Source organism: Achromobacter sp. UBA5777 (genome assembly GCF_002418565.1).
In the GTDB taxonomy this organism is placed as follows: domain Bacteria; phylum Pseudomonadota; class Gammaproteobacteria; order Burkholderiales; family Burkholderiaceae_B; genus Achromobacter; species Achromobacter animicus.
In genome coordinates, this window is record NZ_DIEJ01000117.1 from 56520 (window position 1) to 70904 (window position 14385).

A 14385-nucleotide genomic window follows, 5' to 3' on the forward strand; every position below is an offset into this window, starting at 1 on the left:
GACCGGCTTTAGCATCCCGCCTCAGATCCCATGCAATGCCCTCGCTGCAACTGGCAGAACCCGGCCGCCAACAAGGTGTGCTTCAGCTGCAAGGCCGTCTTGCCGGTTACTGCCCACGCGGCGCCCGCCCAGCGGCCCGACCCGCGCGTCGACGCCCCCATCTTTCCCGGCATCTGGGCCCGACTGGCCGCCACGGCGTTCGACGCCATCGTCATGGTGGCCGCCATGATCGGTCTGTCCATGGCCGCTTCATACACCTATCAAGGCCTGACGGGCGCAGACGGACCCGTGCTTCTGGCAATAGCCGGCGGGCTGCTGGGCTTTCTGCTGCCCGCTTTCATGGACGCCTGGGGCAATGGGTCCCCGGGCAAACGTCTCTTCAAACAACGGGTGGTGACGCGCAAGGGCAGCTCACCGGGACTGCTGCGCTCGATCTGGCGGCATACCCTGAAGTACGCGCTGAACATGGCGCTCCCCGGCCTCTTCCACCACATACAGCAAGCTGTTTTTGGCGAGCGCGCCATGCACAACGCCCTCGCCGGCACTCACGTGGTGTCCAGCCAGGCCAATCCGCGGGCCGTGCTGCCCGCGCTGGCCCGGGTTCGCGCCGTCACGGGCGCGGGCCGCTTTCTGTTCATCGTGTTCGGCATGGTGGGGCTGGTCCTGGCCGGCATGGTGATCGCAGTCGTCGCCCTGGACAAAGATAACGGAGACAATCCGCTGCGCGCCGACGTCATACACCTGGACCTCGTGTCGGATCCCGTGCGCCTGCTCGCGGAAAGCCACTACCAGCGCACGAAGACGTTTGCGCCGGACATGGCCGCGCTCGGCGTGACGCTTGAATCGCTGCGAACCAGCGGCTTCAGCAAGCTGGAGATGAATCCCGTCAACGGGGTGCTGCGCTTTACCATCGCGGGCGATCCCGGCACCGCGGACTCACCTTCGTTGGGCGGCAAGCACCTGGTCTATCTGCCCGAGCTGCGGTCCGAAAAGAAGGGCGGCGGCGTGCGCCGTTGGCGATGCGGCAGCGACGACATCCCGCGCGAAGACCGCCCCTACAGTTGCCGTCACGAAGCCGGCGCCCTGGCGCGCTAGTCCGATCTTCCGAACAGAGAACCTTGCGCATGTCCAGCCTGATCGAATCCATCCACCGCGCCGATGACAGCGGCGACCTTGCCCAAATGGTTGCCCTGAGCGAACAAGGTCTGCGCGAACAGCCAGATCTCGCCGTCATGTGGGCACTGCGCGCCCGCTATCACGACCAGCGCCGCGCGTACGCGCAGCGTGACTCGGACCTGGACCGCGCGTTGGCGCTGGATCCGCAATGCAGCGACGCCATTCGCTTGCGAGTCACCGCGCTCTACGACGCGGGCCAACAGCAGCAGGCCTGGCGCCTTTTGCGCGAGGCCCAGACACGTGCGCCGTCGCACTTCGGATTGCTGATGGCCGAGGGCTACCTGTTGATCAACGACGGTCAACTGGACGACGCCATTGCCCGCTGGACCCGCGCCTCGCAAATGCGCCCATTCTCCGCGGCGCCGCATTGCTACATCGGATCCAATCTGCACAACGCAGGCCGCTACCAGGACGCTCTTCCCTACCATCAACGCGCCGTCGCGCTGGCGCCCAACAACGGTGGCTTTCATTACGACGCCGGCAACAACTACCGCCGTCTGGGTGACCTGAACAACGCCATCGCGATGTTCGACCGCGCCCGCGCCCTCCTGGGCGAGCAGAACGCGATCCAGCACAATCGCGCCTCGTGCCTCCAGGCGCTCGGACGCCATGAAGACGCGGTGGAGGAATGGACCAGCCTGCTGCGCCGCGAACCCGACTGGGACTGGCCCCTCGAGGGCAAGGCGCGCTCCCTGCACCGCCTGGGCCGAGCCGACGAAGCGGCGCCGCTATGGCATCGCCTGGACGCGCTCTCGGACAGCGGCTGGGAAGGCCGCAAGGAGCAAGCCCGCGAGTATGTGCGCAGCGGCGACCCTGAGCTGGCGGAAGCGGCATTGCAGGGCCTGGACCCGCTTTCCAGCGGCGACGCCCAGCTGTTGTTCGTCGCCGGCAATGCGCAGCGCGATCAGCGCCGCTGGGAAGCCGCGCTGACCTATTACCTGCGCGGCTACGAACTCGCGCCCGACAACGACTTCCTGCCCGGCAACGCCGCCGACATGCTGAACCGGCTGGAACGCTACGATGAGGCCTTGCCCTTGTCGGAGGTCGCGATCTCGCTGGATCCCGATTGGCTGAAGTGGCGCCGCGCACGCATCGAGGCGCTGACCCACCTGGGCCGCGCAACCGAGGCCGTGGCTGACGCAGACCAGGCGATGGCGCGCTGGCCCGACAGCGGCCCTTTGCACGCCGAACGCGTCAATGCGCTGATCGCCGCCGGTCGCTATGAGGAAGCGCTTGCCGCCTGCGACCGCCTTATTGCGCTGGATCCCGACTACCGAAGCTGGGCGCTGTTCTCACGCGGAGAAACCTACGGCCACATGAAGCGCCATGCTGAATCGGCGCTGGCATTCCGCCAAGCGTCGGCCTCGTACCAACAGAACGGCAAGCCTCAGTTCCAGGAGCTGTCGATGCAGAATGCGCTGGCTGCGGAACAGGCCGCGGCCGCGCCGCGCGGAATTCTCGGCCGCCTATTTGGCCGCAAATAGGTGTCGAGATTCGTTCCTTCAGCTTTCAGAATCGGGCTGGGCTGGTTCCCCGGCTGCGCTACAGCCGGTCGTCCAAAGTGTGAGTTGTATCTAGCCGAGGCGTATCAAGGAGTCGTGCCTTGACGTCGAGCAGCTCTTCGTCAGATACATCAAAGCGCTCAACCCATGCTTCGCCTTTTAGTCCGGTCAGCCGCGGTTCGCCGGCGGCACTGGCCGCCAGGTGTAACCCGAACACCGCACTGCGCAGCGATTTGAGCGCTGCGTTAGGTAGCGCGTACTGCGGAGGCTTAGGGTCGATAGCCGTCGCAGCAAGGTCGGGTTCATTGCCAGCCTGAATGACGATGCCAGCGCCGTAGTCATAGAAGGCGAACCAGTCTGGCGGCAATTCCGAGCGCAACGTGTGCAAGCCGCCTGCCTGCGCCACCATGTCACGATTGATTGCGGTCAGCCAAGACACTGTCTTGAACGTGTCGGGCTTGAGCACCATGGCGGAGAATACTGGCGCCCCCACATCAACGCCGCGGGCCTGCTCCGACGCGAAGGCTTCGGTGGGCTGATTACTGTTCCATCCCGACGGGGACAGCGCAAAACCAAAACCGCCATGGCCATGCAATGCTTGCAGCCGCGCAGCGAATTCGACGAACAAGGTTTGAAAGGCTTTGGGTTGCTCGACAATATCAACAAAGGGCAACGCGAACCGCAACACATCCAGACGGCCTGTTTTTTTGGCGGCCCAAGCCGGTGCGGCATTGACATAAAAGGAATACGGGCCGGCGTCCTCGCGCTTGGTGCCGCTCGTGTACTGCAGGTCAAGCTTGTCGTCTTCGTCGAGCGTTTCGGAAAAATCGCGGAGTTTCGGAGCCTTGACGTAAGGCATGCACGGCGGGCCTGACGGGGGCTCACCACGCCACAGCCATGTGAGGGCATCGCCCGCGTGCGCCAGGTAATCGTCAAAACACTGTGCGATTGCCTCCCGCTTAAGCTGTGTATAGCCGCCTTCGAAATATAAGGTGCCTGTGATGGCGATGACCGCGCCCACATAGTCGTGGCGGCTCTTAGGCATGAGCATCGCCCCGGGAAACTGCTGCACCTGCGCGTTCTCGCGAAGTGCTGCGGCAAACGCCTCGCGGCTCATGTCGGAATGACAGTCTGTCATAGGTCTCTCAATGAAAAATAGGCCGCACTTGGCGACCTATTCTGCAAGGAAGCGCTAGAACCAAGAGCACTTGTCTCAAGCGAGTTTTATTCCTCGAAAGCGAACTTTATTCAGACTCTTTGAAAAAGGGAAATAAAGTCGGTCGCAAACGGGCTTTGCAACCCATTGATTTTGAATGACTTGCAAGATTAGAAAAGTTGGATCAAAGTCGGTCGCACCCCAGGCCTTCCCGCCTTCAGCGCAAAAAAATTGAACAAAAGTCGGTCGCAGAAGGTTCGGGTTCGTTGAGTTAGGTCGCTAAGCTACAAAAACAGCTGCCTATCTCGGGGCTGACACAGCCTAGGTGCCAAGCGAACAGCCGTGCAGTCTTGGAGCGGGGTAGCGCAAAAAGCGGGCGGGCACCCTGCACCACCGTCATGAGACAGCTATCGGCCAGGAACGGTCAGTCGGCCAAGCGGGAGAATTTAGCAAATTGCGTACGCGTGATTGACCATCTCACAATCGCATACTTCAGCGGAAGCGTTTCCAATTGAGGTCGGTCATTTATCAATCAGGGTCTCTAGCACCAATCAGACCGCACATGGCAATGGCCAGCACCAAAAGCGCCAAGCCGGCGGCGGTCAGGGTTGCCGCCGTGTAGAAGCCGATCAGGGCAGCGACGGCGAGGGCCACCATCGACTGTACGCACGGCCGTCGGCGGCTCGGAGCATCCGGACGGCTCATCACGTGCTCACTGCGTTGGTAAACATCACGAGGAAGATGGTTTGGGGCGATGTCTTAGGCATAGCAGTTCGCTGATGCTGGCGGGAAAACGACTTTACTCGAATGCCCCCTTTTAGATTTAGCGCCCGACTGCTTCGGGCACTTCTCGATGGCCCGTCAGCCGTCAGCCGTCAATCGGAGGATCCCAGCTTTTGCCGCCACAAGCGCAACTGCTCGACCGTAGCCGTCGCTCCACCGCAAACGATGACCAGCGGTGCCTTGAACCCTTCGAGAATCGTGTGCTGGGCGCTGTAGAGCGCGGCCAGCGAAGCACCGCAAGCCGGCTCTACCAGAATGCGGTGGTCGAAAAGGAAGCGCTCGGAGGCGACCACCGCATCGAGGTCGCTGACGACGTGCGTGCGAATGTCATGGCTGCGGGTCACGTTGAAAGCGTTTTCGCAGACCTGCTTCGCGCCGAGCGAGGTTGCAATGCTGGTGATGGCGGCCAATTCGATGCGCGCACCCTGCTGCACCGACTGGGCCAGAGAGTCGGCGCCGACCGTCTCCATGGCCACCACGGGCGTCCTGCCCAGCCCGTTGCGGTCCAGGCCTGCAACCACGCCAGAGAGCAAGCCCCCACCGCCAATTGACAGCACAACGCAGTCGAACACGCACCCTGCCTGCACCGCCTCATCAATCATCGTCGCGTGACCGTGCCACATCGTCTCGTTGTCGAACGGGTGCACGAATGCAGTGTGGTCATCGAGATGCGCCAGTGCGAGCGCGTTGGCCTCTTGCCATGAAGCCCCGTGCACAACCACCGTGGCACCTTCCTGCTCGATCAACTGCTTTGCGCGCGCCGTCGTTGTCTCCGGCACGTAGACCGTCACCGGGACACCGAGCTGCCGGCCGCTGTACGCGACCGCGATACCGGCGTTGCCGCCGGACGATGAAATGAACCGCTTCTTGCCCTTGCGCTTATGGTCTTCGCACAGCGCTCCGACGCCGCGCAGCTTGAAGGAGCCCGAAGGCTGCAAGGCTTCCAGCTTGAGCCAGACTTCTTTGCGGCTTAACAGGCTGAGCGGCTGCGAACGAACGAGAGGGGTTTCGATGTGGAGTGGCATGGCAGTGTTTCAATCCGCTTGGCGCGGTGCGATGGGTGGGGTTTGGTGTCCTGACCAGGTCGGCAGGCGCAGAGTCGCAAAAGCGAGGCCGCTGAGAATCATCAGCATGCCCAGCCAGTGATAGAAATGAATCGCCTCGTCCAACAGCAACGCGCTCATGAACGCCCCGAACACGGGGATCAAGTGGATGCTTAGACTGGCTTGTCCCGCGCCGAGGCGCCGCACCGAAGCCGCATAGAACACGGTGGCCACCACGGAACTGCCGACCGCCACGTAGGCGATGGCGGCAGCATTCGACCAGCTCCAGGAGATGGCATCGCCGCTCGCCGTATCCCACACGAACGCCGGCAGCAGCAGTACCGTCGCCACGAGGAACTGCGCGCACACCACGCTCAAGCGGTGCAGTCCTGCTGGCAGCTCGCGCAGCCAGATCGAGTACAGAGCGAAGCTGGCCACACCGGCGAGCACGAGGCAGTCGCCGCTGGAAAGTTCCATGTGCAGCAGGGCGTCCCATTGACCACGGCCGACGATGGCCAAGACACCCGCCATCGAGAGAGTAAGCCCGGCCAGTTGCTTCAAGCTCGTGCGCTGCTGGAAGAGCAGCAGCGAGAAAACGACGATCAGCACCGGGATGGCCGAGTTGAACAGCAGCGCGTTCGTCGCGTTGGTGGTATGCAGTCCGAAGTAGATCAGTACGTTGAATAACACCATGCCGGACAGCGAGGTCCGAAGCAAGAACCACCGTGCCCGCCAATATTGACTGGCCTCACGAGTCAGGTGCCACCAGCAGAACGGCAGCAGGCACAGAAATGCCAGCATGTGGCGGGTAAATACCAGGGCAAAGGGCGACACGTCGTTGCGCACCGCCCGGCCGACGATGAAGTTTCCAGCCCACAGTAGAGGCGGAACTGCCATTGCGACCAGCGTGAACGTGCTGACGGATGGTGCTCCGTTAGGTGTGGTCTCGGCTGGCTTGTGTTCCACGGCTCGCATTCCTTCATATCAACAGAAGGATTGTCCTAAATGCAGAAAAAAGAAACAATATTGCCTGATTCAAATAATTGTTGCGTAATGCGTAAGAAACTCGAAACCGGCCTATTCCACGCCATGAGGGCGTTCCTGCGTGTCGTTGACAGCGGCAGCTTCACGGCTGCTGCTGACCAGCTTGGACTGACGACGGCTCAGGTTTCGCGGCTGGTGGCCGACCTCGAAACCAGGCTGGGCACCAAGCTGTTGCAGCGCTCCACGCAGCGCCGCGTGCTCACAGACGCGGGGCGGAACTACGCCGAGCAGTGCCGCGAGATTCTGGGCCTCGTGGGCGAAGCGGAAAAGGATGCATCAGGCGCTTCTGTACAGGTGCGCGGCACGCTGCGGATGCAGTGCATGACGAACTTCGGGCAGCACTACGTTGCCCCGATCCTGGCTGACTTCTGCGCCCGCTACCCGGGCTTGGTCGTGGAGTACGGAACATCCCAGGATGTGCCCGACCTGCTGGCCCGCGGGGCCGATGTAAGCCTGTACCTGGCCGAGTCGCTGCCAAGCTCGGGCATGGTCGCGCGCCGGGTCGGCACGACGTTTTCGGTGGTCTGCGCATCGGCCACCTACTTGGCCAAGCATGGTGAGCCGCAAGCGCCCGATGATCTGCAACGGCACGCCTGCGTGCGCCTGGTGAATCCCTCGATCACCACGGAGTGGCGACTGACGCAAGGTGGCGGCCACATCGAGCAGCTTGCCCCGCGCGGCCAGGTCATCGCAGACACGCCAGACCTCTTGGTCGATGTGACGATGCGCGGCGCTGGCATCACCTTGCTTCCGCTGTTCTCGGTCATCGACCAGATTCGAGCGGGCCATTTGAAGCGTGTGCTGTCCGCATGGCGGTCGCCAGAAATTGGCGTCTACGCCCTGTTCCCCTCGCGCCGCTTCATAGATGCCAAGACGCGCGCTTGGCTCGACTGGGTGGAGACAAGCATCGCACCCGACGTGGCGAAGGATGCCGAATTCTTCCTGAATGGGGCTTAGTTGCTTGGCCGGCTTACTGGCATGTATGACCGCTTTCCCTGCATGCCAAAGTCTGCGACAGGTCGAAGGCAGCGAATCGTCGACGACCGCTAGCCCCTCGGTTACTCAGACGCCCAATCCCTAACACCGCCGGGACAGTGCATGGTGCGCACCGAGCTATTCGTGCGCAAACAAAAGAGGACCGCTCTGCGGCCCCCTCCCACGCACTAACAACCAATGAGCCCTCTTAGCCACTAAATGGCGCCGATGTAGTCCGTTCAACTCGCGACCGACTTTATTCCGCGCGACCGACTTTATTTCGCGTTTTCAACTTCAGCCGCGCAGCGCTACGCATCACTCCACCGTCACGCTCTTCGCCAGATTCCGCGGCTTATCCACATCCGTACCGCGCGCGCATGCTGTGTGATACGACAGCAGTTGCAGCGGCACGGTATGCAGAATCGGCGACAGCTTGCCGTAGTGTTCCGGCATACGAATCACATGCATGCCTTCGGCGCTTTGAATCTTGCTGTCGGCATCGGCAAAGACATACAACTCACCGCCCCGCGCACGCACTTCCTGCATGTTGGACTTCAACTTTTCCAGCAGCTCGTCCTTGGGCGCGATGGTGACGACCGGCATGTGCTCGGTGACCAGCGCCAGCGGACCGTGCTTCAGCTCACCGGCCGGGTAGGCTTCGGCGTGGATGTAGCTGATTTCCTTGAGCTTGAGCGCGCCTTCCAGCGCGATCGGGTAGTGCATGCCGCGGCCCAGGAACAGGGCGTTTTCCTTGGAGGCGAAGCGGTCGGCCCAGGCCATGATCTGCGGTTCCAGCGCCAGCACCGAACCGATGGCGGACGGCAGGTGGCGCAGGGCCTTCAGGTGCTCGGCTTCCTGTTCTTCCGTGAGCTTGCCGCGCGTTTGCGCCAGCGCCAGCGTCAAGAGGAACAGCGCGGTGAGCTGGGTGGTGAAGGCCTTGGTCGAGGCCACGCCGATTTCGACCCCGGCGCGCGTGATGTACGACAGCTTGCACTCGCGCACCATGGCGCTGGTGGACACGTTGCAGATGGTCAGCGTGTTTTCCATGCCCAGCGAGCGGGCGTGCTTCAGCGCGGCCAGCGTGTCGGCGGTTTCGCCGGATTGCGAGATCGTCACGACCAGCGAGCGCGGGTTCGGCACGCTGTCGCGGTAGCGGTATTCGCTGGCGATTTCGACGTTGACCGGGATCTTGGCGATCGATTCGATCCAGTATTTGGCGGTCAGGCCGGCGTAGTAGCTGGTGCCGCAGGCCAGGATCAGCAAGGAATCGACTTCCTTGAAGATCTTGTAGGCCTCGTCGCCAAAGAGTTCGGGCGTGATGGACTCGATGTCCTGCAGGGTGTCGCCGACCGCGCGCGGCTGCTCGAAGATTTCCTTCTGCATGTAGTGGCGGTAGGGGCCCAGCTCGGCAGCGCCGGTGTGCACATGTACGGTGTGCACTTCGCGATCGACGTTCTTGCCGGCGGCATCCACAATCCAGACGCGCGAGAGTTGCAGGTCGACGACGTCGCCGTCTTCCAGGTAGATGATCTGGTCGGTCGTGCCGGCCAGCGCCAGCGCGTCGGACGCAAGGAAGTTCTCGTTCTGGCCCACGCCCACCACCAGCGGCGAGCCTTGGCGCGCGCCGACCACACGGTGCGGTTCGTCGCGGCAGAACACGGCAATCGCATACGCGCCATGCAGGCGGCGCACGGCGTTCTGCACCGTTTCGAAGAGGTCGCCCGAGTACAGGTGATTCACCAGGTGCGCGATGACCTCGGTGTCGGTCTGGCTTTCGAAGACGTAGCCGACGGCTTGCAGCTCGGCGCGCAGTTCGTCGTGGTTTTCAATGATGCCGTTGTGAACGAGCGCGATGCGCGGCTCGTCGTTGCCCAAGTGCGAAAAATGCGGGTGGGCGTTGTGCGTGGCGGGCACGCCGTGCGTGGCCCAACGGGTGTGGGCGATGCCGGTGAAGCCTTGGATCTTGTCCTGCGCAACCTGATCGGCCAGCTCGGCCACGCGCTGCGTGCTGCGCGTGCGGCGCAGATGGCCGTCGGCGTAGACGGCGACGCCGCAGGAGTCATAGCCGCGGTATTCCAGGCGCTTCAGGCCTTCAACGAGGATCGGGGTGATGTCGCGCTGGGCGACGGCGCCAACAATGCCGCACATAGGAGTGACTCCGGGTAAGTTCAGTACCGACGCATTGTGCGCGCCCCTTAAAGAAATTTGATTTCTTTATGTGCCCCAATTTGGCAGTTAATTCCCTTACACAAATGTGATTAAATAATCTTTCTTCAAAATCGCCGTTTTGAATTAATCATGCAAAACACGCCCATTCCCGTGCCTGATCTCGATGATCTGGACCGGCGCATTCTTGAACAGTTACAAGAAGACAGTTCGCTGACCAACCAGGATCTGGCCGCGCGCGTACACGCCTCGCCCCCGACCTGCCTGCGGCGGGTGCGGCGATTGGTGGAGGAAGGGGTGATCGACCGGCAGGTGGCCATCTTGTCGGCCGAGAAGCTGGGCAGCACGCTGACGGCGATTGTGGAGATCACGCTGGACGTGCAGGCCGCCGAAAGCCTGGACGCGTTCGAGCAAAGCATGCTGACGGAACCGGCGGTGCTGCAGTGCTACCGCGTATCGCCCGGTCCGGATTTTGTGGTGATCGCGCAGGTGAAGGACATGCCGGCGTATCACGCGCTGGTGCACCGCGCCTTCACCGCGCAGGCCAACGTGCGTAACGTGCGCACGTTTTTCTCGGTGCATCGCGCCAAGTTTGAAACGCGGATTGATGTGCGAGGATGAAGTGCCGGCATGAGGTGCGGCTATCGAACAGCCGCAGAGAAACGCGGCAGATGAAGCGGCCTACTTCCGCCCCACCAACCGCTCAAACTGCGCCAGATACCGGTTTCCCATCTTCTGCACGTCGTGCTCATTGCGCACGTACTCATACGCACGTTCGGTGACCTCGTGCCGGAACGCCGCATCATCCAGGCAGCGCGCCATGCCAGCCGCCATTGCCTGATGATCCCCCACCGCGCATAGCACGCCTCGCCCGTCGGCCAGGCTTTCCTTCAGGCCGCCGGCGTCTGTGGACACGACCGGCACGCGTTGCAGGAAGGCGTCGAGCACACTGCTGCCCAGCGCTTCTTCCTCGGAGCTCATGACGAAGACGTCGAGGATGCTGTAGAAATCTTCCACGCCCTTGCGAAAGCCCGCAAAGCGATAGACGTCTTCAATGCCGAGCTTGCGGGCCTCGTCCTTGGCCTGCTGTTCGCGGTCGCCGCCGGCGCCGAAATGCAGGAAGACGAAGTCGCGGCGCGTCTTGGCCAGTTCGCCGACAGCGCGCACCAGCGTAACGGGGTCCTTGTCGCGGATGAGGGCGGCGGAGGTCGCCATGACCTTCTTGCCCTCAAGGTCGAACTCGCGCACCAGGTTGGCGACGTTCTCGGTGTTGATCTGATGCGGTTCGACGGCGCTGCGGATGATGACGGGCTCGATGCCCAGTCGGCGCGGCTCGCCGGCGGCCATCTCGCTGATGGCCACAAACAGATCCGTGTGGCGCCACTTGTACCCGGTCTTCCATTCGTCGCCCGGCTTGACGACAAACGAGGTGCGGCGCGAGAACACGACCGGCCGGCGGTGCAGCCATTTGGTCAGCACGGCCCACGTGATGGTGTTGGCGGTCTGCGCGTGGATGATGTCGTAGCGGCCGGCGCCCGCCAGAAACGCGAGCTGTCCGGGCACGTTGCGCACGGTGTGGGCGACAAATCCTTCCTGGCGGGCGCGCTCGGCCAGCGGCGCGCCTTCGCGGCACATCACTTCGACGTCATGCCCGGCCTTGCGGAACGCGCGCATGCAATACAGCGTCTGGCGCTCGCCGCCGCGCCAGCCTTTCTCGAAGTTCAGTTGCAGGATCTTCATGCGCGGCCGATGCCTGAATACTCGAAGCCGAGACCGCGCACGTCGGCCGGCGTGTACAGGTTGCGGCCGTCGATGATGAGCGGCGTCTTGAGCAAGGCCTTGACGCGATCGAAGTCGGGCGCGCGGAAGACCTTCCATTCGGTGGCGATGAGCAGGGCGTCCGCGCCGTCCAGCGCGTCGTACATGTCGGCGGCGAAGCTGACGCCCTGATGGCCAGCCAGCGCGCGGCCGGCTTCGTGCATGGCCACCGGATCGTAGGCGCGCACCTCGGCGCCGCGGCGCGTGAGTTCGGCGATGACCGTCAGGCTGGGCGCTTCGCGCATGTCGTCGGTGTTGGGCTTGAAGGACAAGCCCCACAACGCAATCCTGCGGCCGCGCAGGTCTTCGCCGAAGCGCTCGACCAGTTTCTCGGACAGGCGGAATTTCTGCGCGTGGTTCGCGGCTTCGGCGGCTTCGATGACACGCATCGGCAGGCCGTGCTCGGACGCCGTGTTGACCAGCGCCTGCACGTCCTTCGGAAAGCACGAGCCGCCGTAGCCCGCGCCGGGATACAGGAAGTGATAGCCGATGCGCGGATCCGCGCCGATGCCGCGGCGCACCTGTTCCACGTCGGCGCCCAGCACTTCGGCCAGGTTCGCCATCTCGTTCATGAACGAGATGCGCGTGGCCAGCATGGCGTTGGCGGCGTACTTGGTCAGTTCGGCGGAGCGCACGTCCATCACCATCAGACGGTCGTGCGTGCGCTGGAAGGGTTCGTAGATGCGGCGCATGACGCCGATCGTGTAGTCATCGTCGGCGCCGACGATGACGCGGTCCGGGCTCATGAAGTCGTTGATGGCCGCGCCTTCCTTCAGGAATTCCGGATTGGACGCCACGGTGAACGGCAGGTCCACGCCGCGCTCGGCCAGTTCCTTGGCGACCACGGCGCGCACCTTGTCGGCCGTGCCGACGGGCACCGTGGACTTGTCCACGATCAGCTTGCGCGAGGTCATGTGGCGCGCGATATTCTGCGCGGCGGCCAGCACGTACTTGAGGTCTGCGGAACCGTCTTCGCCGGGCGGCGTGCCCACGGCGATGAACTGGACATCGCCAAACGCCACGCTCTGCGCGACGTCATCGGTGAAATGCAGGCGGCCGGCCTGCACGTTGCGGCGCACCAGGTCTTCGAGGCCCGGCTCGTAAATGGGGATGCCGCCCTGGCGCAGCAGCGCGATCTTGGCCGCGTCCACGTCCAGGCACATGACATCGTTGCCCATGTCGGCCAGGCACGCTCCCGACACCAATCCTACGTAACCGGTACCCACGACCGTGATTTTCATGCCTGTGCGCCTTCAAATAGGTAATCTTTGCGCCCGGAAAGTGAAACCGGGCGCCGGCCGCCATTATAGAAGCGGCCCGCGCCCGGGGGTCCGAGCCGGTTTAAGGCGGCGCCAGCGGCTGCTAAGTCCGCAGTTTGTTGAAGCGGACGGTGTTGACCACCACGGCCAGCGCCGCGCATATCGTGCCCAGCACCAGCGCCAGCCCCGGCCCGTGGGCCGCGCTGACGCTGAAGGCGATGGCCACCAGCGCGGTGCCGAAGCTCTGCCCGAAAACCCGGGTGGTGGCCTGCAGGCCGCCCGCCGCGCCGCTGCGAAGCCGGGGCGCGGCAGAGAGCAGCGCGCGGTTGTTCGGCGTCTGGAAGAAACCGAAGCCCACGCCGGCCACGAACATGCCGGCGATAACGGGCCAGTTCGACACCGTGGATGGCAGGAGCGCCAGCCACAGCATGCCCGCGACCATCGTGGCCGCGCCAATGCCACTGAGTGTGGCGGCGGAATAGCGGTCGGACAGGCGTCCGGCCAGCGGCGCGATGATGGCCGTCCCGACCGGCCACGCGCCCATCAGCATGCCCACTTCCAGATACGGCCGGCCGAGCACCTGCTGGAAGTAGAACGGCAGCGACACGTACGAGGCCATCTGCGCGGCGAAGGTGCACGCCGACGCGCCCACCGCGAACGCCAGCGGCCGGATGCGCAGCAGATCCACCGGCACCAGCGGCGCGGTCTGCTGGCTGGCGCGGCGCACCAGCACAATACCCGCCACTGCCGAAATCGCGACCAGACCGATGCCGCGCAGCAGATCCTCGCCCATCATGTCCACGCCGGAGATGAACACGCCCAGCGTCGCCATGCAGAGCAGCGCGCTGATCCAGTCCAGCTTCACATCGTTGCGCGGCACTTCGGGCAGATGGCGCAGGCCGAACATGGCAAGCGCGCAGATCGGCAGATTGACCGCAAAGATCCACGGCCACGGCGCCACCGACAGAATCGCCGAACCGATGGTGGGACCGAGCACCGACATCACCGCCACCGTGGTCGCGTTGATGCTGATGCCCCGCCCCAGCATCTTGAGCGGATAGATGTTGCGCACCAGGCCGCCGAACATGCACATGAGCGTGGCGGCGCCCAGCCCCTGGAACACGCGTGCGGCGGTCAGCTGCCACAGCGTGCCGGCCAGCGCGCAGCCCAGCGAGGCCAGCGTGAACAGCACCAGCCCGAACGTGAACATGCGGCGAAAGCCGATGCGCTCGGCCAGCGCGGACAGCGGCAACAGCGCCATCACGACGGCCAGGTTGTACGCGTTGACGATCCACACCGCCTGCGCGGGCAGGGCATCGAGATCTTTGGCGATCGTGGGCAGCGCCACGTTGGCGATGGTGGTGTCCAGCACCGACAGGCTGATGCCCGTCATCACGGTGGCCGCCGCCCAGTACCGGCGCGGCGCCGGCAGGCCGTCGGGCGGCGCGGGCTTGGCCCCGCCG

General features: G+C 63.8%; 11 protein-coding genes. 4 read left to right on the plus strand and 7 right to left on the minus strand.

Translation table 11 applies throughout. The features are described from left to right. The first annotated feature begins 30 nt into the window (after positions 1–30). A complete protein-coding gene (locus tag B3446_RS08965; RefSeq protein WP_291379937.1) occupies positions 31–1095 on the plus strand; it encodes an RDD family protein in 1065 nt (354 codons plus the stop codon). 29 nt (positions 1096–1124) lie between these two features. After that, positions 1125–2660 (plus strand): tetratricopeptide repeat protein, encoded by a 1536-nt coding sequence (locus B3446_RS08970; protein WP_291379939.1) that lies wholly within the window; start codon positions 1125–1127, stop codon positions 2658–2660. Positions 2661–2718: 58 nt separating this feature from the next. On the opposite strand, the gene B3446_RS08975 is transcribed toward B3446_RS08970, so the two are convergent. The 3 genes from B3446_RS08975 to B3446_RS08985 form a co-directional block, all read right to left on the minus strand. Further along, a complete protein-coding gene (locus B3446_RS08975; protein ID WP_291379941.1) occupies positions 2719–3816 on the minus strand; it encodes a type VI immunity family protein in 1098 nt (365 codons plus the stop codon). Between the two features lie 893 nt (positions 3817–4709). Then, positions 4710–5642 (minus strand): pyridoxal-phosphate dependent enzyme, encoded by a 933-nt coding sequence (locus B3446_RS08980; protein ID WP_291379943.1) that lies wholly within the window; start codon positions 5640–5642, stop codon positions 4710–4712. A 9-nt stretch (positions 5643–5651) separates the two neighbouring features. Continuing rightward, a complete protein-coding gene (locus B3446_RS08985; RefSeq protein ID WP_291379946.1) occupies positions 5652–6626 on the minus strand; it encodes a DMT family transporter in 975 nt (324 codons plus the stop codon). A 39-nt stretch (positions 6627–6665) separates the two neighbouring features. Here B3446_RS08985 and B3446_RS08990 point away from each other — a divergent pair, with 39 nt between their 5' ends. Next, the gene (locus tag B3446_RS08990; protein ID WP_291379948.1) at positions 6666–7661 is read left to right on the plus strand and encodes a LysR family transcriptional regulator; all 996 of its coding nucleotides are present in this window, start codon (positions 6666–6668) and stop codon (positions 7659–7661) included. Between the two features lie 333 nt (positions 7662–7994). On the opposite strand, the gene glmS is transcribed toward B3446_RS08990, so the two are convergent. Next, positions 7995–9827 carry a glutamine--fructose-6-phosphate transaminase (isomerizing) gene (gene glmS, locus B3446_RS08995; RefSeq protein ID WP_191576302.1) on the minus strand — a complete coding sequence of 611 codons (1833 nt, stop codon included), beginning with the start codon at positions 9825–9827 and terminating at the stop codon, positions 7995–7997. Between the two features lie 150 nt (positions 9828–9977). Here glmS and B3446_RS09000 point away from each other — a divergent pair, with 150 nt between their 5' ends. After that, positions 9978–10466, plus strand: coding sequence for an Lrp/AsnC family transcriptional regulator (locus B3446_RS09000; RefSeq protein ID WP_191576301.1), 489 nt, complete (start codon positions 9978–9980; stop codon positions 10464–10466). A gap of 60 nt (positions 10467–10526) precedes the next feature. Here B3446_RS09000 and B3446_RS09005 read toward each other — a convergent pair whose 3' ends face one another. The 3 genes from B3446_RS09005 to B3446_RS09015 all read right to left on the minus strand — a co-directional run. Continuing rightward, positions 10527–11585 carry a glycosyltransferase family 4 protein gene (locus B3446_RS09005; protein WP_175123874.1) on the minus strand — a complete coding sequence of 353 codons (1059 nt, stop codon included), beginning with the start codon at positions 11583–11585 and terminating at the stop codon, positions 10527–10529. Next, the gene (locus B3446_RS09010) at positions 11582–12904 is read right to left on the minus strand and encodes a UDP-glucose dehydrogenase family protein (protein ID WP_291379951.1); all 1323 of its coding nucleotides are present in this window, start codon (positions 12902–12904) and stop codon (positions 11582–11584) included. The genes B3446_RS09005 and B3446_RS09010 overlap by 4 nt, the downstream gene beginning before the upstream one ends. 121 nt (positions 12905–13025) lie before the next feature. Continuing rightward, positions 13026–14385, minus strand: a 1360-nt coding sequence (locus B3446_RS09015; RefSeq protein WP_291379953.1) for an MFS transporter, incomplete at its 5' end; no start/stop codon positions are given.